Here is a 24,186-nt window from a genome sequence, read left to right on the forward strand (position 1 = left end):
GGTGTTCATGCCGCCCTTGGTGCGCCCGATCAGGCGGCCGAAATCCCCTTTTTAACCCGCAGGCTCGATGCCGTGCGGTGCACCTTCAGGTAAGTCGCGTCGATCATGACCGTCTTCGGCTCGGCGTCCGCCGCAGCCAAGCCCTCCATCATCCGCGTGAACACGCCTGCCTCGCCCCAGCGCTTCCAACGGTTATACAACGTCTTGTGCGGGCCGTAGGCACTCGGCGCGTCTCGCCAGCGCAGCCCGTTTCGATTGACGAACACGATACCGCTCAGCACCCGACGATCGTCCACGCGTGGCTTACCGTGGCTCTTGGGAAAGAACGGCCGAAGCCGTTCCATCTGCTCGTCCGTCAACCAGTACAGGTCGCTCATTTCAGTCTCCTCTCGGAGCCTGAATCAGATCGCACGCCTCCCATCAATGGGTCCTGAACCTAGGCCAACCGCGTTCGTCCAGCAGATCACGGACGGCGCGAATGCCTTCCGCCGGTATGGCCATCACCCATCAACCGATCCGCGCCGCGAAGCGGCCCATGTTCTGCTGGAGGTGGCTCAATGCGACGGCATCGGTTTCCGCGAAGTCACCGCCATCGGCCATAATGGCCTATGGGTATTCGGCGACCATGCCCAGCAGGATATGCGAGCGGCGTTGCCGCTCGGCGTGCCATGCTTCGCCCTACGCCTGGAATTGAGCGCATCTGTCACGTCACCGTGTTGTCACACTGACCTTTACGCCGCGTGGGACGGGGCTTCCGCAGGCCAACTGGAAGCAGTGTGATGACGCGCTGCTCCAGCAGATGGCCGGTGACGACCGGGATCTTCTCGACCACGGACTTGAGCTTCTGAAGCGATGCCGCCGACGGATAGCGCGTCTCGCCTTCCCCGCCCTTGCCCCGGTGCCCAAGATGATCGTTGCGGAACTCGAGAAAGACTTCCTGATCCTTCAACTCGTCCGACACCATGTGACGGGCCGAATGCATTGCCTGCCCCGGCGCCAGATCCGGGACCAATGGCGCGATGTAGACCCACCACAGCTTGTAGAAAACGTCGCCCAGCTTCCGCTTGGTATCGCCGCCCGGCACCAATTCGGGGAAGGGCAGCCGCTCGCCCGCCGCCCGCATGGCGTCCACATAGCGCAGAAAACCGAGGCGGACGAGTTCGTCCGCGATTACGTTCACCCGGCGGGCCGACTTGTTCTTCACGCGTCCCGTGTCGGTGGCGCGGATCAGCAGATAGTCGATGCCGTGCCGGTGTTCGACATCTTCGATCATCAGCTTGCACAACTCCTCGCGGCGGGCGCCCGTATACCAGACCAGCAGCAGCAGATAGAAAAGACCGTCGTGGATGATACTTTTGCCCGGCTTCAGCCTGTCGCCGGTGCCGGCACAGCCGGTCCAGGGCGGCAGGCTGAACAACGCCTCGCCCTGCTCGCGCGTGTAGCGCTTCCGGGCTTCGCGTTCGTCCTCGTCGATCGCGGTGGTGAACTCCGAAAAGTCGATGACAGGCGCGGACGGGACCTGGCTGCGCACGAAGGCATGAACCTGAGCCAGCTTGTGAAAGTGCTTGTTTGTCGTTCCGGTGGAAAAGCCGATGCGGTCTGCCTTCAGCTTATCGTCGGCGACATCCTTTGCCGCCAGCGCCACGGCCTCTTCAAGCGTCTGTGCCATCCCGCGATGACGGGGGGACTTGCCGTAATGGATCGGCAGTTTGTCGAAATATTTGTCAAGCTTGAGGATGTCCTCCTTGGTCACCTTCCAGAGCGGCGTCCCCGGCGGCAACGACTTTTGCAGCAAGGTTGCCGCCCACAGGATCTGCCGCAGGGTGTGTTCATCGACACTTTCCCTAGCGCGCTTGCCCTGACGCCGGTGGTCGAGCAGCCTAGGCGTTTCCGCGATCATCCGCTCCGCGGCCTCAACGGGACCGCAGTGCAGCCACGCCTTCGGCACACCAGAAACAGCGGGCGAATCCGCCGGCGATGCATCGTTGGCAGCTGTTGGGGCTGCGGACGGAGGCGGCGGTGACGAGGCGCACGCCATAGGATCGCTCGGCTCAGCCAGCGTGCGCAACTGCTTCTCCGCGTCCGCATAGACGTCACGATACGTCGGGTAGAGCGCGAGTTCGACCATCCAGCGCAACCGGTCATCGATCGCGAAACCGGCCGCGGCGAGATGGCGGTCGATCTCGTCTTTGCGGATCGGGCTGACACCCTTGTTCTCGCGCAACGCGATGACGGTCTTCAGGTCGGCGATGCGCTGCGCGTCCCAGCCGTCCGCTTCGAGCGCGCTCTGCTCCTCCGGCAGAAACGACATATGTCCGCCCCGCGACGTCAGGCGCTGGAAATAGTCGACGAAGGCGCGGTTGGTAGCCGAATGATATTCGGCGTCGTCGGGCGTGGCACGCTGCTCGAAGCAGACCTCGGCCAGCCGCTCCTCGTACATCGCTCTGGCGATCGCCTGAAGCTCGCGTTCGGTCATGCCGCCATTGGCGCGGATACGGTCGTTCAACATGGACACCACCCGATCATAGGACGCGGTCAGGACCGCGCCACGGTTACGCGCCTGCAGCCGGTCGGGGGTTCCGAGCGACAGGCGGACATCAAGGGGCTTAGTATGGAACGAATAATGAACCCGGCGCCACCAGAAAATGTGGCCGCGGCGGAAAACATGCTGAAGCGACGCCAAGGACGACCTCCCCGGACAGCCACATGGCACAGTCACCTGCACACTGGGGCGTCACCGGACTGGGGTTAGCCAGCGAAGTCAATTACTTGGCGAGGAATTGGCTGGGGCGGCAGGATTCGAACCTACGAATGCCGGTACCAAAAACCGGTGCCTTACCGCTTGGCGACGCCCCAGCAACCGCGCGTTGCGCGGTGGTGGGGCACTAGGGGGATTGTCGTTGTTGTGCAACCGGGTTTGTGGGGAAACCTGTACGCGCTGGGTCGTTGAGGCGGAACACAGCCAGGAAGGAACATGCATGTCGACCAAGAGTCCCGCCGAAATCCGCGAAGCCATGTGGAAGGCGATGGCCGCCAGCCCCTATGTGATGCTCGGGCTGACCGGCAAGCACCAGCATTCCGAACCGATGTATGCCGTGCTCGACGAAGAAGCCGACAGCGAATTCTGGTTCTACACCAAGCGCGACAACCGCGCGGCCGAGGGCGGTCCGGCGATGGTGCAGTTCGTCGCCAAGGGCCATGACCTGTTCGCCTGCATCGCCGGCAGGCTGACCGAGGAAAGCGACCCCGCCATTATCGACAAATATTGGTCGAAGCAGGTCGAAGCCTGGTATGAACAGGGCCGGCAGGACCCGTCGCTGCTGATGCTGCGGTTCGACCTCGACAGCGCCGAAATCTGGGAAACCGATCAGTCGCTGCTCGGCAAGCTGAAGATGTTCACCGGCCAGACGATCAAGGGCGGCGACGAAGCCGGTAGCCACGCCAGGGTCGACGTCTGATATGAAAGAGGGCGGGGGTTCGCGCCCCGCCCTCTTCCTTTCCGCTAACCGTCCGGTCAACCGGCGTGGCGCGCGATCCATTCCTCCAGCACCGGCGCGATGCGATTGCGCCATTTCGACCCGTTGAAGATGCCGTAATGGCCGACTTCGGGCGCCATGTGATACTGCTTCAGTTCGTCCGACAGGCCGGTCGCCAGCGTCAGCGCGGCGCGGGTCTGCCCCAGCCCCGAAATATCGTCGCGCTCCCCTTCGATCGCGAGAACCGCCGTATCGGTGATCGCACCCGGATCGACCGGGCACCCGCGATGCTTCATCGTGCCCTCGGGCAGTGCGTGGGTCTGGAACACCAGATCGATCGTCTGCAGATAGAATTCGGCGGTCATGTCGCACACCGCGCGATATTCTTCGTAGAAGCGCTGGGTCGTCCCCGCCCCTTCGCCATCGCCCTGCACCAGATGCTTGAACATCTCCCAGTGAGAGATCATGTGGCTGCCGAGGTTCATGCTCATGAAACCGGCAAGTTGCAGGAAGCCCGGATAGACGCGGCGGCCGGCGCCGGGATAGGTCATCGGCACGGTGGCGATGACATTCTGTTCGAACCACGCATGCGGCCGTTCGGTCGCCAGCGTGTTGACCGCGGTCGGAGCCTCGCGCGTATCGATCGGTCCGCCCATCATGGTCAGCGTGCGCGGACGGTTGGGATGGCGGTCCGCCCCCATCAGCGCGGTCGCGGCATAGACCGGGACCGAGGGCTGGCACACCGCCAGCACATGGGCACGCGCGTCGCCGTCCTCGCCGATCTTTTCGAGGAAGGCCGTGACATAGTCGATATAGTCGTCAAGGTCGAACCGCCCCGCCGACAGCGGCACCAGCTTCGCATCGCGCCAGTCGGTGATGTACACATCGGCGGTCGGCAACATCCGTTCGACGGTACCGCGCAGCAACGTCGCATAATGGCCGCTCATCGGCGCGACGATCAGCAGCTTCGGCCCGCCCTCGACCCCTTCCCGAACGAAGCGCTTGAGCTGACCGAAGGGACGCCGCAGCACGATCTCCTCCCGCACCGCCACCTGCTTGCCATCGACCGTCGTGCTGGTAAGGCCGAAGGCCGGCTTGCCGCGCGGGGCAGCGGCATGGGCGAACACCGCCAGCGCCGATCCGAGCACCGGACCGCCGCCAAAATAGGCGAAGGGGTTGCTCGGGTTCTGCAGCAGGCCCGCGCCGAAATTGGCCATCGCGCTGGCGCCGGCGAGCAACGAGCGTTGCCATTCATAAGTGTCGTACAACATGGGCACCCCGAACCTGGTCTGACGGGGAACACCCGTACCAGCAAAAATATAGCGATTCGTTGCGGTCAGCAACGCTCCGAACGTCGTACGCCATAGATTACCCTGCGCTGAAAGCGCATGGATGATACGGAGCACCGCATCCTTCGATACGTGTAAGCAACGAAGCGGTACAGAGGTTCCCTTTGCGGTCGGTTCGCACAACCGCTAAGCCGCGCGCCATGGCAGATCCGGCCCCCGCCCCCGACCGTTCGAAGATGCTGCCGGCGCTCCGGCTGGTCTGGCGATTCACCATTCGCTACAAGCTGCAACTGGTCGGCGCCCTGGTGTCGCTGATCACCGCAGCGCTCGCGACGCTGTGGATTCCGCGAACCTTTCAGAAGGTCGTCGACAACGGCTTCGCCATGGGCGCGAACCCCGATCGGATCGGCACCTATTTCGAAGGGCTGCTGGGCGTGGTCGTGATCCTCGCGGTCGCGACCGCCGGGCGCTTCTACTTCGTGTCGTGGCTGGGCGAACGGACCGTCGCCGACCTGCGACTGGCGGTGCATCGCAACCTTCTGACGCTGTCGCCGGGCTATTTCGAGGAGAACCGCCCGTCGGAAATCGCGTCGCGACTGACCGCCGATACCGCGATCGTCGAGGGGATCGTGAGCACGACGGTATCGGTCGCGCTGCGCAACCTGCTGGTCGGCATCGGCGGGGTGCTGTACCTGTTCACGCTGCAGCCCAAGCTGACGCTGTACCTGATCGTCGGGATTCCGGTGATCGTGCTGCCGATCATGTGGCTGGGCGGGCGGGTGCGCAAATTGTCGCGGTCGAGCCAGGACCGGATCGCCGATATCGGATCGGTGGCATCGGAAACACTGGGCGCGATGAAGATCGTGCAGGCGTTCGGACAGCAGGGCCGCGAAGGCGACCGGTTCGAGGCCGCCGTCGATCGCGGCTTTGAAACCGCCAAGAAGCGCTTCGCCACCCGCGCGGTCATGACCGCATTCGTCATCGGCATGTTGTTCGCCGCGATCACCCTCATCATGTGGGATGCGGTCAGCGACGTGGCGGCGGGGCGGACGACGGGGGGCGCGATCACCGCCTTCGTCCTGACCGCGGCGCTGGTCACCGGGTCGTTCGGCGCGCTGACCGAAGTCTATGGCGACCTGATCCGCGCCAGCGGTGCCGCCGGGCGGCTGGCCGAATTGCTGGCGCAGCGGCCGGTGATCGCCGCGCCCGCCCGCCCGGTGGCGCTGCCCGAACCGGCGCGCGGCGCGGTATCGTTCCGGGGCGTCACCTTCCACTATCCGACCCGGCCGGAGGTAGCGGCGCTGGCCGACTTCACGCTCGACGTCACGCCGGGGGAAACGGTGGCGGTGGTCGGTCCGTCGGGCGCCGGAAAGTCGACGCTGTTCCAGCTGGTTGAGCGGTTCTACGATCCGGCAACGGGCGTGGTCGCGGTCGACGGCGTCGATGTCCGCGATGCCGATCCCGAAGCGGTGCGCGCGCGGATCGCGATGGTGCCGCAGGAAACGGTGATCTTCGCCGCCTCGGCCCGCGACAATCTGCGCTATGGCCGCTGGGACGCGAGCGACGAACAGCTATGGACGGCGGCCGAGGCAGCCAATGCCACCAGCTTCCTGCGCGCACTGCCAGACGGGCTCGACACGTTCCTCGGCGAAGGCGGGGCGCGGCTGTCGGGCGGGCAGCGGCAGCGGGTGGCGATCGCGCGCGCGCTGTTGCGCGACGCGCCGATCCTGCTGCTCGACGAGGCGACCTCGGCACTGGATGCGGAGAGCGAGCGGCTGGTGCAGGACGCGCTCGACCGGTTGATGGCCGATCGTACGACGCTGGTCATCGCCCATCGGCTGGCGACGGTGCGCGCGGCGTCGCGGATCATCGTCATGGACCATGGCCGGATCGTCGAGACCGGACGGCATGGCGAGTTGATCGCGCAGGGCGGGCTGTATGCGCGGCTGGCGAATTTGCAGTTTCACGAAGCGGGTTGAGGGGGCTTTCCCGTCCGTTCGCTTCGAGCGCAGGTTCGAGCTTGCCGAGAGCCACAGTCGAGAACGGGGTGCCAAAAACGCCCGCGTTCTCGACGAGGGCTGGGGCGGATTGGCGCTCCTAACCTACGCCACCGCCGCGACCAGTTCGGTCGCCCGCCCCTGTAACTGCGTGTTGAGGGCACCCAATCCATCGACCAGTCGCGCCAGCGCACCCGCCTGATCGCCGATGCCGTCGGCGGCCGCCGCGATGCCGCTGGCGCGCGCATCGATATCGGCGCCGGCGCTGCGGGCCTCCTCGACCCGGATCGCGACGGCGTGGATCGTGTCGCGTTCGGCGGCGATGGCGGTGGCGATGGTCGTGGTGATCGATCCGATCGCGGCGATGGCCGACTGGACCGCACGCTGACCGCCGGCCACGTCGTCCAGCAGCGCCCGGACGGCGTCGACGCGACCGGCGATATCGCTTGCCGCGTGCTCGGTCTGCCGCGCGAGGGACTTTACCTCGCCCGCGACGACGGCGAAGCCCTGCCCCGCCGCGCCGGCACGTGCCGCCTCGATCCCGGCATTGAGCGCCAGCAGGTTGGTCCGTTTGGCAAGGCCGCGGATCAGGTCGAGCATCGCTTCGATCGTCGCGGCGACGTCGGACAGCGACTGGACATGATCGCGATTGCGGTCGACCAGATCGCCGGCGTCGCGGCGCAGCCGGTCGGCGCGCTCGGTATCGCGGGTGATGCGTTCGAACGACGCGGCAAGCGCGTGGCCACGCTGTTCGATATCGACCATGCCGCGTGCGGTCTGATGCGCGGCGGCCGCGACCGACATCGCCCCGCCCCGCGCCGCTGCGGCACGCTGGTCGAGATCGCCCGCCATCCGCCCGATCGCGGTACAGGCTGCGGCAATATCGCCCGACAGCCGGGTGATCCCGGTTTCGAAGGCATTGGCCGCCTGCCCGATCCGCTCGGCACGGCGGCGTGCCGCCACCGCCATATCGCCGTGCCAGCCTGCCGCCATCCGCAGCAGCCGTGTCGCGTCGAGCAGCCCGGCAAATTGGCCGCCGCGCACCAGTACGACGCCATCGTCGCTGTGCAACCCGACCAGTTCGGGGACCGTCGTATCGAAATCGGCGATCGTCGCCCGGCGGAGCAACCGCCCGATACCGTTGCCGAAGCTGGGATTGCCGAGCAGCGCGTGACCGAACGGATTGAACAGCAGTTCGCGAACATCGATCTCGCGCAACACCCCCACCGGCCGGCGCTGCGGATCGAGTACCGCCAGCAGCCGCAGGTCATGATGCGCCCGAAACCGCTCGACGACCGCGGTCAGCGTCGCATCCTGCCCGATGGTCAGGTGGTCGGCGGTGATGCCGGGGTCGAGGCGGGAAGGACGGGTCATTGCGCGCCCGACCTAGGTGCCACAGGGTAAACCGGCAGCTAACCGGGCGTGACAGTGTGATGACACGCCCGGTTTTCTTGCAATTCTCCGGTCGTCAGCGCTTGCGCCCCTGATGACGGATATTGGCGGGTCGGCCGCGACGCTTGAGCACGCGCGGCGGCGACCCCTTGCGCCGGTCGTGGCCGCTGCCGGTCGCCGATCCCTTGCCATCGGGAAGTTCGAAGCGGAGCGCGCCCGATACCGGGTTCGCTTCGGCAAGGCGGAGCGACAGGCGCTGGCCGGCGCTGAACGTCTCGCCGCTATGATCGCCGATCAACGACTGCGACGCTTCGTCGAACCGGAAATATTCGGTGCCGAGGTCGCGGGCCGGGACCAGCCCGTCGCCGCCCACGCCCTCGACCGTCGCGAAGAAGCCGAAGCTGGCGACGCCGGTGATCCGCGCCTCCATCACCGTGCCGACATGTTCGGCGAGATAGGCGGCGACATAACGGTCGACCGTCTCACGCTCCGCCTCCATCGCGCGGCGTTCGAGGCCGCTGATCGCTTCGCCGACCCGCTCCATATTCGCGGCATCGTCGGCCGGCAGCGCCCCTTCGCCAAGGCCATAGCTGCCGACCAGCGAGCGATGGACGATCAAATCGGCATAGCGGCGGATCGGCGAGGTGAAATGCGCATAGCTGCCGAGGCTCAGGCCGAAATGGCCGTGGTTCTGCGGGCCGTAGAATGCCTGGGTCTGGGTGCGGAGGATCTGCTCCATCACCTGCGGTTTGAAGTCGGCCTCGCCGATGCGTTCGAGCACATGATTGAACGTCGCCGGCCGGATCACCTGCCCCAGCGCGAACGGCACGTCGAACGTCTCCAGATAGTCCTTCAACGCCATCAGCTTTTCGCGCGTCGGCGGTTCGTGGACCCGGTACATGACCGGCGCCTTCTTCGCCTCCAGCGCTTTCGCGGCGGCTACGTTGGCGGCGATCATGAAATCCTCGATCAGCCGCATCGAATCCAACCGTTCGCGCGGCGCAACCGACAGGATGCGCCCCTTCTCGTCGAGTACGATCCGCCGTTCGGGCAGATCGAGGTCGAGCGGCTCGCGATGCGCCCGCGCCTTGGCCAGCGCCGCCCAGCAGCCCCAGAGCGGTTTGAGCGCGCCGTCGATCAGTTCCGGCACTACCGGTGCGTCGGCGACGCCGTCGATCGCCGCCTGCGCATGTTCGTAGGCGATGTTGGCGGCAACGCGGATCACTGCGCGGGTGAAGCGCCAATCCTTGAGCTTCCCGTCCTTCGCGACGGTCAGGTGACACACCAGCGCCGCACGGTCCTGCCCGGCCTTCAGCGAACACACGTCGGCCGACAGGATCTCGGGCAGCATCGGCACGACCCGGTCGGGGAAATAGACGCTGTTGCCGCGCGACCGTGCCGATTTGTCGAGCTCCGACCCGGGGCGGACATAGAAGGACACGTCGGCGATCGCAACGATCGCCCGCCAGCCGCCCTCATTGTCGGCGCGGTCGTCGGGGCTGGCCCAGACCGCATCGTCATGGTCGCGCGCGTCGATCGGGTCGATCGCGACGATCGGCAGGTGCCGCAGGTCCTCGCGGTCGTCACCGAGCGGATACCCGGCAACCTTCTTCGCCTCGGCCAGCACTTCTTCCGAAAACACGTCCGGAATGCCGTGCTTGTGGATCGCGATCAGCGAGAAGCTGCGCGCCTCGAACGGATCGCCCAGCCGTTCCACCACGCGCGCGGTGATGCGCGGGGGACGGCCGCCCAGCGCCGCCAGCACCAGATCGCCGGGCGCGGCACCGCCGGCATCGGTCACCGGCACCTCGCGGCGCTCCCTCTTGTCGACACCCTGCAGCCACAGCTTGTCGCCCTCGGCACGCAACACGCCCAGCACCGCTTCGGCGGCGCGGTCGAGCTTCTTCATCGGATAGGCAGCCCAGCCGCTGCCGGCCTCCTCGGTCCGCGCAAGGATGCGATCGCCGACGCCCAACGCGCTGCGCCGCCCGCGTTCGCGCACCCGGACACGCGGCGGCGGCGTCTCCGCCTCCCACCGCTCCGGTACGGCCCAGACATTGCCCCCGTCATCGACGTCCGCCACGCGCAGCACCGTCACCTTGGGCAGCCCGCCCATCTTGTGGAAGGCGCGGCCGGGGGCGCTGTCGATCAGCCCTTCATCGGCCATGTCCTTCAGCAGCGCCTTTAACGTAATTTTCTGCTGCGCCGACAGGCCAAAGGCGCGCGCGATCTCGCGCTTGCCCGCCGGGGTGTCGGACGTCTGGATGAAGTCGAGAATCTGCTCGCGGGTGGGCAGGCCGGGCGGCGTCTTGGTGCGTACCATCGCTCACGACATAGGGTGTGCGGGGCGTCAGACCAATGGCGTATCGTCGGCGGACCCGAACCGCCCGCCGTCCGTTGGGCCGCCAACCCTATCGGACAGGAGGAGACGGCCATGGGAATCTTCGAACGCATCAAGACGCAGATCTTCGGCAAGGATGGTGGCCCGTTCGGCGACAACTATCTGGGCAAGAAGAAGGAAGCGCCCGCGCCGCAGCCGGTGCCCGCCCCCGCTCCGGCGCCGCAGCAGCATGCCCCCGCCCCCGCCCCTGCACCGGCAGTCCCCGCCGCTCCGGCACCCGCTGCGCCCGCCGCGCCGCAACCGGTTGATCCGATGACCGCCATTGAGCGGATCGCACAGCAGAAGGGCAATCCCGCGCTCAACTGGCGGACGTCGATCGTCGATTTGATGAAGCTGCTCGATCTCGATTCCAGCCTCGACAACCGCAAGGAACTGGCGACCGAACTGGGCTATACCGGCGCCAAGGACGGCAGCGCCGAGATGAACATCTGGCTGCACCGCGCGGTGTTGCAGGAACTCGGCAAGGCCGGTGGGCAGGTGCCGGGGTCGTTGAAGGACTGACGCTTTTTTGGGGGGGTGGGTAGAGCGAACCTGTGGCTCGCGCGCTCGCAGGCGAGCGCTGCCCTCCCCCAGCTGCGACTAGGCCTTTGCTTGGCAAAGACCAAATCTCCGCATCCCTCTCCCCTGCAGGGGAGAGGGACCGGTATTCTCAATACGCCCGGCCGATCAGGACGCGCTCGACCGCAGGCTCTCCGGTGAACACGCACGGTCCGTCGTCGCATCCGGTCTGGCCGAGCGGGGCGTTGCGGATCGTGAGCTTCAACGCCTTCAGCCGCTGCACGACCTTCTCGAGTGCGTCGCCGGTCGGCTTCGACCAGCGGACATCGACCCAGCCGGGGTTCTTGATGCCCTCGGCGAAATGTGCCTCGACGCCCGCCCAGTCGTCGACCGGCACGATTTGCGCCCGCAGCCGCTCGGTCGACTGTGCCAGCAGCGTCGCCTGGATATCGGCCAGCGTCTCGCCGATGGCAGCGGCGAAATCGTCCCGCGCAACTACCTGCGAATCCAGCTTGCCATCAGCGCGGTACAGCCGGTCGCGGCGCACGACCGAGACATTGCCGCCCGCCATGTCGCGTCCGCCGACCTCGACGATCACCGGCGCGCCCTTCTTGACCCAGCCCCAGCGCTTGGTCGCCGCCTTGGCGGGTTTCAGGTCGAGCAGCGCGCGGACCGGCTCGCCCAGCGCACTCTGCTGCGCCAGTGTCGCCTGCAATTCGCGGCAATAAGCGATCAGCGGTTCGTCCTCGGGCGCGTCGCGCAGCATCGGCACGATCACCACCTGCCACGGCGCGATCGCGGGCGGTACGCGCAGTCCGTCATCGTCGCCATGGACCATGATGACCCCGCCGATCATCCGCGTCGACACGCCCCAGCTGGTCGTGTTGGCGTGCTCGAACTGCCCTTCGGCATTCTGGAAGCGGATATTCTGCGCGTGCGCGAAATTGGTGCCGAGGAAGTGCGAGGTGCCGGCCTGCAGCGCCTTGCCGTCCTGCATCATCGCTTCGATGCTGTAGGTCGCGACCGCGCCGGGGAAGCGTTCATTCTCCGGCTTCTCGCCCGCGATCACGTGCAGGCCGAGACAGGTCTCGGCGAACTCGCGATACACTTCGAGCATCTTGAGCGTCTCGCCCTGCGCCTCTTCCGCCGTGGCGTGCGCGGTATGTCCCTCCTGCCACAGGAATTCGGCGGTGCGCAGGAACATGCGGGTGCGCATTTCCCAGCGGACGACGTTCGCCCATTGGTTGATGAGCACCGGCAGGTCGCGCCACGACTGGACCCAGCGCGAAAAGGCGGTGCCGATCACCGTCTCGCTGGTCGGACGCACGACCAGCGGTTCCTCAAGCTTCGCTTCCGGATCGGGCACCAGCCCGCCCTTGCCGTCCGCGACCAGCCGATGGTGCGTGACGACCGCCATTTCCTTGGCGAAGCCGTCGACATGCTCGGCCTCCTTCTCGAAATAGCTCAAGGGGATGAAGAGCGGGAAATAGCAATTCTCGTGCCCCGTCGCCTTGATCCGGTCGTCGAGCAGCCGCTGGATCCGCTCCCAGATGCCATAGCCCCATGGCCGGATGACCATGCACCCGCGTACCCCGGATTCCTCGGCAAGATCGGCCTCGGTGATGACGGCTTGATACCAGGCGGCGAAATCCTGTTCGCGCGTGACGTTGAGAGCGTGCTTCATGCAGCGCGCGATAGCGGCAAAGGGGGCCGTTCGCCAAGCGGCGATACGCGGCTCAGCCGCGGCGCAATGCCAAGGCGACGATGACGATCCATGGCACGATGGCGATGGCCAGCCAGAACATCAAGGTCGTTCGCGGTTGCAGGCGATCGCGGCCGGCGCGGCGCACGATCCGTTCGATCGGGAAGACTTCGATTTCCGCCAAACGATCGATATTCTTCTCGTACTTCATGGGTTACGCTCCGACGATCCTATCCTGTCCCATCCGTTTAGCGCCGCGTTCCTTGCTACGCTGCGCACGGGTGTACCGGCCAAATCGCGTAGCCACCGCAGCCGCCGGTGACGACGTACAGGCACCGGTCCCTCCGCATCCGCGCCATGGTTAGCGAATTGTCTCACCCAGCGAAGGCAGATACCCTGCAAACTCCATGCGCGTGCGCATGGGGTGGCGTCGGCGCGACACAGTCTGTACGTGCCCGTTCATGCCCGGCGACCGCATCCTCAAGGGGCTGGCGCTCCGCCTGCTCGCAATCTTCTTCCTGTCCACCATGTCCGCACTGGTGAAGCTGGCCGAGACGCGCGGCGCCTCGCTGCCCGAGACGATGTTCTATCGCCAGCTATGCGCGCTGCCGATCGTGCTGGGCTTCGTCGCCGCCGGACCGGGGTTGCGATCGCTGCGCACGACGCGGATCAAGGGGCATTTGACCCGGTCGATGATCGGGCTGGTCGGCATGGTCTTCACCTTCGGCGCGGTGCTGCTGCTGCCGCTTGCCGAAGCGACGACGTTCCAGTTCACCGTGCCGATCTTCGCGACGCTGCTGGGGGCGCTGGTCCTGCGCGAACCGACGGGGTGGCAGCGGTGGAGCGCGGTGCTGCTGGGCTTTGTCGGCGTGCTGGTCGTGGCGCAGCCAGGCAGTTCCCATGTGCCGTTGTTCGGCGCGTTTGTCGGGTTGATGGCGGCGCTGTTCGTCGCGCTGGTTGCGATCGCGCTGCGTCAGTTGCGTGACGAACCGGCGGGGACCACGGTGTTCTGGTTCTCGACGCTGACGCTGCCGTTCATCGCCACGGCCTATGCCTTCAACATCCGCTCGCACGACTGGCTTACCTGGGCGAACCTGATAGCGATCGGCATGGTCGGCGGCATGGGACAGATCGCGCTGACCGCCGCATCGCGCTCGGCCCCCGTCGCGGCGGTGGTGCCGATGGACTATTCGGGGCTGCTCTGGGCGACGGTCTATGGCTGGTTGCTGTTCGGCGTATTGCCGACGCCGATGACCTGGGCCGGCGCGCCGATCATCATCATGAGCGGGCTGTTCATCGTATGGCGCGAACATCGCCTCGGCCGGCAGAAGGTGCGATCGATGGTCGAGGAGGATTAACCCTCCTCGATCTCACCACGCACCTGGGCATGGGCGAGCAACGCGAACAGCACGCTGCCACCGACGATATTACCGAACAGCACCGGAAGGAAAAAGGCCATCGCCTGTCCGGCGCCCATGTCGCCATGCAACACCAGCACCCACATTTCCGCCGATCCGGCGACGACATGCGCAAAGCCGCCAAGATCGATCAGCCCGGTAAGCAGCACGATCAGCGTGACTTTCTGCCCCTCGACGCTGGGCAGGCACCATACGACGCTTGCCAGCAGGATGCCCGACGGGATGCCTGCCAGAAAGCCCTCCATCCCGACATGCTCCAGCACGACGCCGCTGACCTCGACCAGTTCGCGCGCCTGTTCCACGCCAAGACCGCCGAGCATCGCGAAGCCGGCAAAGGCGAAGGTGCCGATCAGGTTGGCGAGCAGCACGATACCCCATAGCCGGAGCGTCCGTACGAGATTGCGGGCCGACGGATCGGTCGCCAGCGGCAGGACTGCCGACAAGGTGCTTTCGGTGAACAGCTGCATCCGCCCGAGGATCACGACGACGAACCCGATCGCATAGCCCAGCGACTGGAGCAGCGGCGTCCATGGTCCGGCGGGAACGGCGGTTTCCATCACCGCCTTGCCCAGCAGCGACAGGCCGATCGCGATGCCCGCGGTGATGCCCGACCACATGAGTGAGGCGGCGGGGCGTTCCAGTTCCTCGATCCCCTGTCGCCGCACGACTTCGTGGACGATCAGGGCAGAGGCGGCACGGCGATCGTCGACCACCTCCTCCTGTTCGGGATTCAGCGCGACCTTCTGTTCTTCGTCGTCGGTATCGGGTGCAGCGGGTTGTGGGTCGGCCATAGGTCATTGGGAACCGCCGGTCGTTGCGGCGGTTCCCGATGCCGACCGGCTACTCCGCCGCTTCCGCGACGGGAGCCACCGGTTCCTTCCACGCCAGCACCGGCTTGCGCGCAGCCAATGTCTCGTCGAGGCGACGGCGCGGTGCGAAATGCGGAGCGGATTTCAGTGCGGTGTCGCCCGCCTTGGCGCGTTCGCCGACCGACTTCAAAGCACCGATGAACTGGTCGAGCGCCGCCTTGCTCTCGGTCTCGGTCGGTTCGACCAGCATCGCGCCGTGAACGACCAGCGGGAAATAGACTGTCATCGGGTGATAGCCCTCGTCGATCAGCCCCTTGGCCACGTCGAGCGTCGAGAAGCCTTGCGCCAGGTTCGCATCGCTGAACAGCGCCTCGTGCATGCACGGGCCGCTGCTGCCGAACGGCGCGTCAAGCGTGCCCTCGAGGCTGCGCAGGACGTAATTGGCATTCAGCACCGCATCTTCCGACACCTGCTTCAGTCCGTCCGCGCCATGGCTGAGGATGTACGACAGCGCGCGGGTGAACATGCCCATCTGACCGTGGAAGGCGACCATGCGGCCGAAGCTGTCGGCATGATGCTCGCCCGCCGTCTCTTCCTCGACCAGGACGAAGCGGCCGTCCTGCTGCTCGACGAAGGGCAGCGGCGCGAACGGGGTCAGCGCCTTCGAGAACACCACCGGCCCCGAGCCCGGACCGCCGCCGCCATGCGGGGTCGAGAAGGTCTTGTGCAGGTTGATGTGCATCGCATCGACGCCGAGGTCACCCGGCCGCACCCGGCCGACGATGGCGTTGAAGTTTGCGCCGTCGCAATAGACGTAACCACCCGCCGCATGGACCGCGTCGGAGATTTCCTTCAGGTCGCGCTCGAACAGCCCGCAGGTGTTCGGGTTGGTAATCATCACGCCCGCGACGTCGGGTCCCAGCCGGTCCTTCAGCGCCTGCGTATCGACGCGGCCGTCGGCGGTCGCCGGAATGTCCTTGACCGTGAAGCCCGCGAAGGCGGCGGTGGCAGGGTTGGTGCCGTGCGCGCTTTCGGGGACGAGGATGACCTTGCGATGCCCCTCGCCGCGCTTCTCGAGCGCCGCCTTGATCGCGAGGATGCCGCACAGCTCGCCATGCGCCCCGGCCTTCGGGCTCATCGCCACCGAATCCATGTTGGTCAGCGTGACCAGCCAGTGCGCCAACTGATGGATCACCTCCAGCGCACCCTGCACCGTGTCGATCGGACCCAGCGGGTGAAGATCGGCGAACCCGGGCAGCCGCGCCATCCGCTCGTTCAGGCGCGGATTGTGCTTCATCGTGCACGAACCCAGCGGGAACAGGCCAAGGTCGATCGCGTAGTTCTGCCGCGACAGGCGCGTATAGTGGCGCACCGCTTCCGGCTCCGAAAGGCCGGGCAGGCCGATTGCGCTCTTGCGCGCATGGTTGCCGAGGCGCGAGGCAACCTTCGGTGCCTCGTCGATATCGACGCCGGTCGTTTCCGCCGACCCGATCTCGAAGATCAGCGCTTCTTCGAGCATCAGCGCACGGTTGCCGGTGAAGGTCGCCTGCGCACCGCCCGTTGCCTCACCCATGGCCGGACGCCAGCCGCTCTGGTTCACGCTCATGCCAGTACCTCCGTGAGCGCTGCGGCGAGCGCTTCGATATCTTCCTCGGTCACCGTCTCGGTCACCGCCACGACCAGCCCGTTGGCAAGGCCATCCTCGCCTGGATAGAGCCGGCCGAGCGACACGCCCGCCAGCACGCCACGATCGGCGAGTTCGCGCACCACCGGCCGCGCCTCGGTCGGCAGCTTCAGCGTGAATTCGTTGAAGAAGCTGTCATTGACCAGCTCGACGCCCGGAACTTGCGCCAGCCGTTCGGCCGCTGCACATGCCTTGGCATGGTTGACCTCGGCCAGCTGCCGCAGCCCCTTTTCCCCCAACAGCGTCAGGTGGATCGAAAAGGCGAGCGCGCACAGCCCCGAATTGGTGCAGATGTTCGACGTCGCCTTTTCGCGGCGGATATGTTGTTCGCGCGTCGAAAGCGTCAGCACGAAGCCGCGCTTGCCCTCGGCATCGACCGTTTCGCCGCACAGCCGGCCCGGCATCTGCCGCACCAGCTTTTCCGAACAGGCGAACAGCCCGACATAGGGACCGCCGAATTGCAGCCCGACGCCCAGCGACTGGCCCTCGCCCACCACGATATCGGCGCCGAGATTGCCCGGCGCCTCGATCGCGCCCAACGCGACGGGTTCGGTCACCACCGCGATCAGCAGCGCTTTCACCGCATGCGCCGCATCGGCGATGCGCTGCAGGTCGGGAATGCGGCCGAGGATATCGGGATACTGGACGACGACGCACGAGGTATCGGCATCGATCTTCTCGATCAGCCGATCGTCATCGGTCTCGGCGACCAGCCATGGCTGGGTCGTGTCGAGCACGTCGCCGGTGAACTTCGCCATGGTCTTCGCGACCGAGACATAGTGCGGATGCACGCCGCCCGAAAACACCGCCTTCACCTTGCGCGTCACGCGGCGGGCCATCGTCACCGCTTCCCAGCAGGCGGTCGACCCGTCGTACATCGACGCGTTGGCGACGTCGCAGCCGAGCATGCGCGCGACCTGGCTCTGGAATTCGAAGAGCATCTGCAACGTGCCCTGCGCGATTTCCGGCTGGTACGGCGTGTAAGCGGTCAGATACTCGCCGCGCTGGATCAGGTGATCGACGCTAGCGGGCACATGGTGGCGGTACGCGCCACAGCCGAGGAAGAACGGCACCGACCCCGCCGCGACATTCTTCGCGGCCAGCGCCGACAGATGCCGCTCGACCGCCAGTTCGCTGGCATGGTTGGGCAGCCCCGGCACCGGCCCATCGAGCCGCGCGGATTCGGGGACGTCGACGAACAAGGCGTCGATGCTGTCGGCACCGATCGTGGCCAGCATGTCGGCGCGGTCGGTCGGGGTCAGGGGAAGATAGCGCATGATGGTCCTTGTTGGTCCGCGGGAAGCTGGAGACTGATCCGCCACCGGAACCTGCGTCATCCCAGCGAAGGCTGGGATCTCTCGGTAATAGCCGGGAGACAGGAGCCGCATGATGCCCCAGCCTGCGCTGGGGCGACGTCTCCCGTCGAACCAGCCAGTCCTTACAGCCGCGCGACGTAGGCGGCGTATTTGTCCTCATCCATCAGTTCTTCGAGCTCGCTGTCGTCGCGCAGCGTCAGCTTGAAGAACCAGCCCTCGCCTTCGGGGTCCTCGTTGACCAGCGCAGGGTTGTCGGCCAGCGCGGCATTGCCCTCGAGGACCGTGCCCGATGCCGGGGTGTAGACGTCCGACGCGGCCTTGACCGATTCGACGACGGCGGCGTCGTCGCCCTTGGTCAGCTGCTTGCCCTCTTCGGGCACGTCCACGAACACGATGTCGCCCAGCTGCCCGGCGGCATATTCGGTGATGCCGACGGTCGCGACTTCACCGTCGACCTCGATCCATTCATGTTCCTGCGTGAAATAACGGCTCATCCGACAAGCTCCCTTTAGCGGACGTAACGATGGGGGACGAAGGGCATCGGCACGACGCGTGCCGCATGCACCTTGCCACGCTGGCGCAGCATCACGGTACCAGCCTCGGCCAGCGCCGGCGGACAATAGGCCATGGCGATCGGCGCCTGCACGCTCGGCGCGAACCCGCCCGAGGTGACGCGGCCGACGGCATTGCCATCCGCGTCGATCACCTCGGCACCCTCGCGCACCGGCTGGCGACCTTCGACGATCAGGCCGATCCGCTTCGATTCCGGTCCGGCGGCGCGCTCGGCAAGGATGCGCTCGGCACCGGGGAAGCCACCCTCTTCGCGACGGCGCTTCGACAGCGCGAAGCCGAGATCGGCGGCGACCGGCGTGGTATCGGGGCCAAGGTCGTGGCCATAGAGCGGCAACCCCGCCTCCAGCCGTAGCGAGTCGCGCGCGCCAAGGCCGATCGGCTTCACCTCCGGCTCGGCGCAGATCGCGTCGGCAAAGGCGGTGGCGGCATCCTCGGGCAGCGAAATCTCATAGCCGTCCTCGCCGGTATAGCCCGAGCGGCTGACCCACAAAGCATGGCCGTTCCAGTCGAACGCGCCCGCGGTCATGAAGGTCAGCGCCGCGACGCCCGGCAGGAGGCGATCGAGCGCATCGACCGCCTTCGGCCCCTGCAACGCCAGCAGCGCGCGGTCGTCGAGATGGTTGAGCGTGATCTCATCGGCGAGGTGCTCGCGCAGATGGCCGATATCGTCATATTTGGTCGCGCCGTTGACGACCATGTAAAAGGCGTCCCCGCTCTCAACCTCGCCGAACGGCTGCTCGGTGCCCAGCCGCGTGACCATCAAATCGTCGAGGATGCCGCCCTGTTCGTCGAGCAGCAGCGAATAGCGCATCTTGGCGGGCTTCAGTATCTTCAGGTCGCCGGGCAGCAACGCTTCGAGCGCGGCGATCACATCCGGTCCGTGGATCAGCAACTGGCCCATATGGCTGACGTCGAACAACCCGGCGCTGTCGCGCGTCCACAGATGCTCGGCCATGATGCCTTCATACTGGACCGGCATCGTATAGCCCGCGAACGGGACCATCCGCCCGCCCTTCGCCCGGTGCCACGCATCGAGCGGCAGGGCCTGCGGCGGCAGTTCCTCGACGGGATCGCTGCCGTCGGCGCGCAGTTCGTGGGCGGGTTCGCTGTTCGGGGCGGTATCGCTCATATGCGCCAGGTCCTTCGTGAATCGGTTCAACGACGCCGGACGGCACGACTGTGCCGGCTCGCTCGTCGCCCCCTCTGTCACGGAACCTGAGAGCTTTCGCACGGACGATTGGCCCGGCTTACCCCTTCGGTGGTCCGGCCGTTACGGCCGCGACGCTTTCCAGAGTATCTTGTGCCACCGCGCGGTCCCTGTTGCCTGAGAGATTCCGGGGCGGTTGCTCCTTCGGCGGCGGACTGCTCCGCACTCTCCCGCGCATGGCGTCGGCTGTAAGCCTGTCGATGGCGAAAGCTCTGGCTCGGGGGCCGGGATTAGTCAATCGGGAAAGCGGGGATGGTGCGCTATCGGCACCCGGCGTGTCAGACCTTTACCCCCGTCATTCCCGCGCAGGCGGGAATCCATAGACGCAACGGCAGCGACTTTTACCGCGACGTCAGCGTGTATGGGTTCCCGCCGGCGCGGGAACGACGAAGGCGAAGCGGCGGCCCGCCCGTGCGGAATTCACCGCGTAACGTTGTACTTCAGCTGCTCGTCGGTCAGCTGGAAGCCGACCAGTGCTTCGAAGGTCGCGGCGAGTACCGCCTGCCGCACCGCCGGATCGGACAGCGGGTCGACCGCCGCGTCCTGATCCCCGGGCTTGCGCCGGCGGTTGATCTGGTTGCGGGTCTCCTGCGGCAGCGTCGCGGCGGCGCGGTCGACGATCGCGCTCCCCTGCCCCTGCGCCTGCGCGCGCGCCTGCCCATCGGCGAAGTTCAGCGTCACCTGCCCCACCCGCTTCGACACGACCTGCGTGCCGCCGCGCACGACCGAGACGAAATAGGGCAGCGTCACCGTCCGCGCGCCCTGCGTATTGTTGCGGCGTGCCTGCACGTCGAAGGTCAGCGTGCTGTTGATGGTGTCGGTGCCCTCGGCGCAGTTGGCGCGCACATTGGTCAGCGTCGCGACGACGTCGATCGCCTTCGCCTCGCGGCTGGCGGGCGGGTCGAACAGGGTGATGTCACCGGTCCCCGCCGGTATGCCCGCCACCGGACAGGCCGATCGCACCGCCGAAATGCCGACGCCCTGCGTCACGTCGAGTTCGCCGGTGCGCTTGCATCCGCTCAAGGCCAGGACGGCGACGGCGGCGATGGCGGCAGTTTTGCGGAGGGTCACGGGAACACGATACCTTATGCACGGGTGCGGCGATGCCGCGCCTCCTGATCGCACGCTTCATAGGAACCGGCTTTCGCGCGCGCAAGCAATCGAGTCGCTTTCGAGGTGGGCAACACCAGCCCGCTCCTCAAACCGCGCACGGCTTGGCGTGCCTTCAAACAAGCTGTAAGCGCTTGGGCTATGACCGACACCCACCGCCCCGTCATCGAACTGCTGATCGCGGCCCCGCGCGGCTTCTGCGCCGGCGTCGACCGCGCCATCCAGATCGTCGAGCTGGCGATCCAGAAGCACGGCGCCCCGGTCTATGTCCGGCATGAGATCGTCCACAACAAGTTCGTGGTCGACTCGCTGCGTGCCAAGGGCGCGGTGTTCGTCGAGGAACTGGATCAGGTGCCCGACGGCGTGCCGGTCGTCTTCTCCGCGCACGGCGTGCCCAAGTCGGTGCCTGCCGCGGCCAGCCAGCGCGGGCTCGAATATCTCGATGCGACATGCCCGCTGGTATCGAAGGTCCATCGTCAGGCCGAACGGCTGGTGGCCAGCGGCCGCCACATCCTGTTCGTCGGCCATGCCGGCCACCCGGAGGTGATCGGCACCTTCGGACAGGTTCCGCCAGGCCAGATGACGCTGATCGAGACGGTCGAGGATGTCGCCGCGCTCCAGCCCGAAGACCCCGACAACCTCGCCTTCCTGACCCAGACGACGCTGTCGGTCGACGATACCCGCGCCATCGTCGAGGCGACGATCGCCCGTTTCCCGACCATCGTCGCGCCCAAGGCCGACGATATCTGCTATGCCACGTCGAACCGGCAGAATGCGGTGAAGGCGATCGCGCAGAGCTGCGACATGATGCTGGTGATCGGCGCGCCCAATTCGTCCAACTCGGTCCGCTTGGTCGAGGTCGCCGAGCGCGAGGGCACCCGTGCGCGCTTGATTCAGCGCGCCGCCGAGCTCGATTTCGCATGGCTCGAAGGAGTCGGCACGCTCGGCATCACCGCCGGTGCCTCCGCCCCCGAAATCCTCGTCCGCGAACTGGTCGACCGCATCGCCGAGCGGTTCGAGGTCAGCGAGCGCGAGGTCGAGATGACGCGCGAGACGATCGCGTTCAAACTGCCGCGCGGTCTCGAAGCCGCCTGATGGCCGTCTATACGCAGGTGTCGGCGGAGGCGCTCGCGCGCTTCCTGTCTGCTTACGACCATGGCGAACTGATCTCGGCCAAGGGCATTGCCGAAGGGGTCGAGAACAGCAACTATCTGGTCGATACCACCACCGGCCGCTTCATCCTGACGCTGTACGAGAAGCGGGTAAATCTCGCCGACCTCCCCTTCTTCTTCGCGATGACCGACGCGTTGGCGGACGCGGGCAATCCCGTGCCCCGCGCGCTGCCCGATCGCGCGGGACAGGTGATCCAGACGCTGGAGGGGCGCCCCGCCTGTCTGATCGAGTTCCTGTCGGGCGTGTCGGTCAGCCATCCGACCGTCGAACAGGCGCACGCTGCAGGGGCCGCGCTTGGCGCGCTGCACCGCAGCCTGACCGGCTTTGCACCGACGCGCGCCAATTCGATGGGCGTCGCTGCGTGGCCGAAACTGTTTGCCGACTGTGCCCCCCAACTCGATTCGATCCAGACGGGCCTGCGCGCACGGGTGGGGTCGGCGCTCAACGCGGTCGTCGCGGCATGGCCCACCGGCCTGCCGACCGGCGCGATCCATGCCGATCTCTTTCCCGACAATGTCCTGATGCTCGGTGACCGCGTCACCGGGCTGATCGACTTCTATTTCGCCTGCACCGACATCACCGCCTATGACGTCGCGATCACCCATTCGGCATGGAGCTTCGACGCGAAGGGCGAACCGCTCGATCCCGCGATCGGCCAGGCGCTGCTGGCGGGGTACCGGACGCAGGCGACGCTCTCCGACACGGAGGTCGCCGCGCTGCCGCTGCTTGCCAAGGGTGCCTGTATCCGCTTCCTGCTGACCCGCGCATGGGACTGGATCAACACGCCCGCCGACGCGCTGGTGACGCGCAAGGACCCGCTTGCCTATCTGCGTCGGCTCGACTGGTACGACGCGAACCCGACCGCCTTCGCATGACCGACACCCCCGAACTCCCCCGCGTCGAAATCGCGACCGATGGCGCGTGCAAGGGCAATCCCGGGCGCGGCGGCTGGGGCGCAGTGCTGCGCGCAGCCGACGGCCGCGAACGCGAATTGTCGGGCGGGGAAAAGGTCACCACCAATAACCGCATGGAATTGATGGCCGCGATCGAAGGGCTCAAGGCCCTCAAGCGCCCGTGCCGCGTGATCCTGTCGACCGACAGCCGCTATGTCATGGACGGCCTGACCAAATGGATCAAAGGCTGGCAGAAGAATGGCTGGAAGACCGCCGCCAAACAGCCGGTCAAGAACGCCGAATTGTGGCAGGAACTGCTTTCCGCCGCCAAGCCCCACCGCATCGAATGGGTGTGGGTCAAGGGCCATGCCGGCCACCCCGATAACGAGCGCGCCGACCGGCTCGCCAGCGACGCGGCCTTAGCGCAATGATCCCACGCGTCCTGATCGACACCGCGCAGGTGCCCGGCGACAATGTCGAACTGCGCCTCGTCCAGCGCGGCGACGATTTCATGATCGTCCTCGACCGCAACGAATTGATGAGCAGCCGCATGTCGGCGTCGGAGGAGGCGCTGGCCGATCTCGGCTGCGCGCATCTGAAGGGACGGAAAGGCGCACGCGTGCTGATCGGCGGCCTCGGCATGGGCTTTACCCTGCGCCGGGCGTTGAAGATACTGCCCGCCGATGCCGAAGTCGCCGTCGCCGAACTGGTCCCCAAGATCGTCGAATGGGCGCGAGGCCCCTTGGCGCACATCTTCGACGGCTGTCTCGACGACCCGCGCGTGCGGATCGCGGTGGGCGACGTGGCGTGGGCGATCGAGGATGGCGGCTGGGATGCGATCCTGCTCGACGTCGACAACGGTCCCGACGGGCTGACCCATGCCGGCAACGACAAGCTCTATTCGGCGCGTGGGTTGCAGGTCACGCAGCGTTCGCTCCGGGCCGGTGGCGTGCTGGCGATCTGGTCGGCCTATGCCGATGCGGCGTTCACCAAGCGGTTGAAGGACAGCGGCTATGCGGTGGACGAACAGGTCGTGCGGGCGCGGGGGACCAAGGGCGCGCGGCATGTGATCTGGTTGGCCGGGCGGCGGTAGAAGCTTTCTCTACCACACCAAATTCCGTTCGGTCCGAGCCTGTTGAGAACCCGCCTGTCCCAGGCAACCCGTTCTCGACAGACGCTTCTCGACAAGCTCGAAGCTGCTCGAACCGAACGGAATGGGTTGAGGTAGCGACACCCTCACCCGTTCGT

General features: G+C 66.5%; 20 protein-coding genes, 1 tRNA gene, 1 pseudogene and 1 riboswitch. Of the genes and pseudogenes, 8 read left to right on the forward strand and 14 right to left on the reverse strand.

What is annotated here, in order from left to right:
* The 3 genes and pseudogenes from MF607_RS09570 to MF607_RS09580 form a co-directional block, all read right to left on the reverse strand.
* Nucleotides 1-377, reverse strand: a pseudogene (locus tag MF607_RS09570) (IS5 family transposase); the annotation flags it as partial.
* Between the two features lie 326 nt (nucleotides 378-703).
* Nucleotides 704-2,683 carry a site-specific integrase gene (locus tag MF607_RS09575; protein ID WP_242117972.1) on the reverse strand — a complete coding sequence of 660 codons (1,980 nt, stop codon included), beginning with the start codon at nucleotides 2,681-2,683 and terminating at the stop codon, nucleotides 704-706.
* Nucleotides 2,684-2,781: 98 nt separating this feature from the next.
* Nucleotides 2,782-2,856 (reverse strand) — tRNA-Gln (locus tag MF607_RS09580).
* Between the two features lie 122 nt (nucleotides 2,857-2,978).
* Here MF607_RS09580 and MF607_RS09585 point away from each other — a divergent pair.
* Nucleotides 2,979-3,458 carry a pyridoxamine 5'-phosphate oxidase family protein gene (locus tag MF607_RS09585; RefSeq protein WP_242117975.1) on the forward strand — a complete coding sequence of 160 codons (480 nt, stop codon included), beginning with the start codon at nucleotides 2,979-2,981 and terminating at the stop codon, nucleotides 3,456-3,458.
* Between the two features lie 56 nt (nucleotides 3,459-3,514).
* Here MF607_RS09585 and MF607_RS09590 read toward each other — a convergent pair whose 3' ends face one another.
* Complete coding sequence (locus tag MF607_RS09590; RefSeq protein WP_242117977.1) at nucleotides 3,515-4,747, reverse strand: polyhydroxyalkanoate depolymerase; 1,233 nt, start codon at nucleotides 4,745-4,747, stop codon at nucleotides 3,515-3,517.
* Between the two features lie 218 nt (nucleotides 4,748-4,965).
* Here MF607_RS09590 and MF607_RS09595 point away from each other — a divergent pair, with 218 nt between their 5' ends.
* Nucleotides 4,966-6,744: an ABC transporter transmembrane domain-containing protein gene (locus MF607_RS09595; RefSeq protein ID WP_242117980.1), complete on the forward strand. Its 1,779-nt coding sequence runs from the start codon at nucleotides 4,966-4,968 to the stop codon at nucleotides 6,742-6,744.
* Nucleotides 6,745-6,867: 123 nt separating this feature from the next.
* Here the strand turns inward: MF607_RS09595 and MF607_RS09600 are convergent, their stop codons facing one another.
* Both MF607_RS09600 and MF607_RS09605 read right to left on the reverse strand, forming a co-directional pair.
* Nucleotides 6,868-8,136: a methyl-accepting chemotaxis protein gene (locus MF607_RS09600; RefSeq protein WP_242117982.1), complete on the reverse strand. Its 1,269-nt coding sequence runs from the start codon at nucleotides 8,134-8,136 to the stop codon at nucleotides 6,868-6,870.
* A gap of 94 nt (nucleotides 8,137-8,230) precedes the next feature.
* Nucleotides 8,231-10,477, reverse strand: coding sequence for a ribonuclease R family protein (locus MF607_RS09605; protein ID WP_242117985.1), 2,247 nt, complete (start codon nucleotides 10,475-10,477; stop codon nucleotides 8,231-8,233).
* Nucleotides 10,478-10,588: 111 nt separating this feature from the next.
* On the opposite strand from MF607_RS09605, the gene MF607_RS09610 reads away from it, so the two are divergent.
* On the forward strand, nucleotides 10,589-11,056 hold the full coding sequence (locus MF607_RS09610; protein ID WP_242117987.1) for a DUF3597 domain-containing protein: 468 nt from the start codon (nucleotides 10,589-10,591) through the stop codon (nucleotides 11,054-11,056).
* 148 nt (nucleotides 11,057-11,204) lie between these two features.
* Here the strand turns inward: MF607_RS09610 and MF607_RS09615 are convergent, their stop codons facing one another.
* Nucleotides 11,205-12,470 carry an aminoacyl--tRNA ligase-related protein gene (locus tag MF607_RS09615; RefSeq protein WP_431311935.1) on the reverse strand — a complete coding sequence of 422 codons (1,266 nt, stop codon included), beginning with the start codon at nucleotides 12,468-12,470 and terminating at the stop codon, nucleotides 11,205-11,207.
* A gap of 319 nt (nucleotides 12,471-12,789) precedes the next feature.
* The gene (locus MF607_RS09620) at nucleotides 12,790-12,966 is read right to left on the reverse strand and encodes a hypothetical protein (protein WP_242117992.1); all 177 of its coding nucleotides are present in this window, start codon (nucleotides 12,964-12,966) and stop codon (nucleotides 12,790-12,792) included.
* Nucleotides 12,967-13,216: 250 nt separating this feature from the next.
* On the opposite strand from MF607_RS09620, the gene MF607_RS09625 reads away from it, so the two are divergent.
* Complete coding sequence (locus MF607_RS09625; protein ID WP_242117995.1) at nucleotides 13,217-14,113, forward strand: DMT family transporter; 897 nt, start codon at nucleotides 13,217-13,219, stop codon at nucleotides 14,111-14,113.
* Here the strand turns inward: MF607_RS09625 and MF607_RS09630 are convergent.
* The 6 genes from MF607_RS09630 to MF607_RS09655 all read right to left on the reverse strand — a co-directional run bounded on the left by MF607_RS09630 (nucleotide 14,110) and on the right by MF607_RS09655 (nucleotide 20,833).
* Nucleotides 14,110-14,964, reverse strand: coding sequence for a formate/nitrite transporter family protein (locus MF607_RS09630; RefSeq protein WP_242117997.1), 855 nt, complete (start codon nucleotides 14,962-14,964; stop codon nucleotides 14,110-14,112). The genes MF607_RS09625 and MF607_RS09630 overlap by 4 nt on opposite strands.
* 49 nt (nucleotides 14,965-15,013) lie before the next feature.
* Nucleotides 15,014-16,588 (reverse strand): aminomethyl-transferring glycine dehydrogenase subunit GcvPB, encoded by a 1,575-nt coding sequence (gene gcvPB, locus MF607_RS09635; protein ID WP_242118000.1) that lies wholly within the window; start codon nucleotides 16,586-16,588, stop codon nucleotides 15,014-15,016.
* Nucleotides 16,585-17,943: an aminomethyl-transferring glycine dehydrogenase subunit GcvPA gene (gcvPA, locus tag MF607_RS09640; RefSeq protein WP_242118002.1), complete on the reverse strand. Its 1,359-nt coding sequence runs from the start codon at nucleotides 17,941-17,943 to the stop codon at nucleotides 16,585-16,587. The genes gcvPB and gcvPA overlap by 4 nt, the downstream gene beginning before the upstream one ends.
* 161 nt (nucleotides 17,944-18,104) lie before the next feature.
* Nucleotides 18,105-18,476, reverse strand: coding sequence for a glycine cleavage system protein GcvH (gene gcvH / locus MF607_RS09645; protein ID WP_242118005.1), 372 nt, complete (start codon nucleotides 18,474-18,476; stop codon nucleotides 18,105-18,107).
* 14 nt (nucleotides 18,477-18,490) lie between these two features.
* Nucleotides 18,491-19,684: a glycine cleavage system aminomethyltransferase GcvT gene (gene gcvT / locus MF607_RS09650; RefSeq protein WP_242118007.1), complete on the reverse strand. Its 1,194-nt coding sequence runs from the start codon at nucleotides 19,682-19,684 to the stop codon at nucleotides 18,491-18,493.
* 172 nt (nucleotides 19,685-19,856) lie between these two features.
* Nucleotides 19,857-19,945: riboswitch (glycine riboswitch) on the reverse strand.
* A gap of 237 nt (nucleotides 19,946-20,182) precedes the next feature.
* Nucleotides 20,183-20,833 (reverse strand): hypothetical protein, encoded by a 651-nt coding sequence (locus tag MF607_RS09655; RefSeq protein ID WP_242118009.1) that lies wholly within the window; start codon nucleotides 20,831-20,833, stop codon nucleotides 20,183-20,185.
* Between the two features lie 180 nt (nucleotides 20,834-21,013).
* Here MF607_RS09655 and ispH point away from each other — a divergent pair, with 180 nt between their 5' ends.
* The 4 genes from ispH to MF607_RS09675 are packed head-to-tail and all read left to right on the forward strand — an operon-like array spanning nucleotide 21,014 to nucleotide 24,031.
* Nucleotides 21,014-21,967 carry a 4-hydroxy-3-methylbut-2-enyl diphosphate reductase gene (gene ispH, locus MF607_RS09660; protein ID WP_242118012.1) on the forward strand — a complete coding sequence of 318 codons (954 nt, stop codon included), beginning with the start codon at nucleotides 21,014-21,016 and terminating at the stop codon, nucleotides 21,965-21,967.
* Nucleotides 21,967-22,920, forward strand: a complete 954-nt coding sequence (gene thrB / locus MF607_RS09665; RefSeq protein ID WP_242118015.1) for a homoserine kinase — start codon at nucleotides 21,967-21,969, stop codon at nucleotides 22,918-22,920. The genes ispH and thrB overlap by 1 nt, the downstream gene beginning before the upstream one ends.
* Nucleotides 22,917-23,369, forward strand: a complete 453-nt coding sequence (rnhA, locus tag MF607_RS09670) for a ribonuclease HI (RefSeq protein WP_242118018.1) — start codon at nucleotides 22,917-22,919, stop codon at nucleotides 23,367-23,369. Before thrB ends, rnhA begins: the two co-directional genes overlap by 4 nt.
* Nucleotides 23,366-24,031 (forward strand): spermidine synthase family protein, encoded by a 666-nt coding sequence (locus tag MF607_RS09675; protein WP_242118020.1) that lies wholly within the window; start codon nucleotides 23,366-23,368, stop codon nucleotides 24,029-24,031. Before rnhA ends, MF607_RS09675 begins: the two co-directional genes overlap by 4 nt.
* Nucleotides 24,032-24,186 lie beyond the last annotated feature (155 nt).

The sequence above is a fragment of the Sphingomonas lacusdianchii genome, from assembly GCF_022664395.1.
GTDB classification, from domain to species: Bacteria; Pseudomonadota; Alphaproteobacteria; order Sphingomonadales; family Sphingomonadaceae; genus Sphingomonas; species Sphingomonas lacusdianchii.

What these genes read in the sequence shown, in the direction of transcription:
- MF607_RS09585 (WP_242117975.1), top strand. Translation starts at nt 2,979, where the DNA reads ATGTCGACCAAGAGTCCCGCCGAAATCCGCGAAGCCATGTGGAAGGCG.
- MF607_RS09590 (WP_242117977.1), bottom strand. Translation starts at nt 4,747, where the DNA reads ATGTTGTACGACACTTATGAATGGCAACGCTCGTTGCTCGCCGGCGCC.
- MF607_RS09595 (WP_242117980.1), top strand. Translation starts at nt 4,966, where the DNA reads ATGGCAGATCCGGCCCCCGCCCCCGACCGTTCGAAGATGCTGCCGGCG.
- MF607_RS09600 (WP_242117982.1), bottom strand. Translation starts at nt 8,136, where the DNA reads ATGACCCGTCCTTCCCGCCTCGACCCCGGCATCACCGCCGACCACCTG.
- MF607_RS09605 (WP_242117985.1), bottom strand. Translation starts at nt 10,477, where the DNA reads ATGGTACGCACCAAGACGCCGCCCGGCCTGCCCACCCGCGAGCAGATT.
- MF607_RS09610 (WP_242117987.1), top strand. Translation starts at nt 10,589, where the DNA reads ATGGGAATCTTCGAACGCATCAAGACGCAGATCTTCGGCAAGGATGGT.
- MF607_RS09615 (WP_431311935.1), bottom strand. Translation starts at nt 12,470, where the DNA reads ATGGCGGTCGTCACGCACCATCGGCTGGTCGCGGACGGCAAGGGCGGG.
- MF607_RS09620 (WP_242117992.1), bottom strand. Translation starts at nt 12,966, where the DNA reads ATGAAGTACGAGAAGAATATCGATCGTTTGGCGGAAATCGAAGTCTTC.
- MF607_RS09625 (WP_242117995.1), top strand. Translation starts at nt 13,217, where the DNA reads ATGCCCGGCGACCGCATCCTCAAGGGGCTGGCGCTCCGCCTGCTCGCA.
- MF607_RS09630 (WP_242117997.1), bottom strand. Translation starts at nt 14,964, where the DNA reads ATGGCCGACCCACAACCCGCTGCACCCGATACCGACGACGAAGAACAG.
- gcvPB (WP_242118000.1), bottom strand. Translation starts at nt 16,588, where the DNA reads ATGAGCGTGAACCAGAGCGGCTGGCGTCCGGCCATGGGTGAGGCAACG.
- gcvPA (WP_242118002.1), bottom strand. Translation starts at nt 17,943, where the DNA reads ATGCGCTATCTTCCCCTGACCCCGACCGACCGCGCCGACATGCTGGCC.
- gcvH (WP_242118005.1), bottom strand. Translation starts at nt 18,476, where the DNA reads ATGAGCCGTTATTTCACGCAGGAACATGAATGGATCGAGGTCGACGGT.
- gcvT (WP_242118007.1), bottom strand. Translation starts at nt 19,684, where the DNA reads ATGAGCGATACCGCCCCGAACAGCGAACCCGCCCACGAACTGCGCGCC.
- ispH (WP_242118012.1), top strand. Translation starts at nt 21,014, where the DNA reads ATGACCGACACCCACCGCCCCGTCATCGAACTGCTGATCGCGGCCCCG.
- thrB (WP_242118015.1), top strand. Translation starts at nt 21,967, where the DNA reads ATGGCCGTCTATACGCAGGTGTCGGCGGAGGCGCTCGCGCGCTTCCTG.
- rnhA (WP_242118018.1), top strand. Translation starts at nt 22,917, where the DNA reads ATGACCGACACCCCCGAACTCCCCCGCGTCGAAATCGCGACCGATGGC.
- MF607_RS09675 (WP_242118020.1), top strand. Translation starts at nt 23,366, where the DNA reads ATGATCCCACGCGTCCTGATCGACACCGCGCAGGTGCCCGGCGACAAT.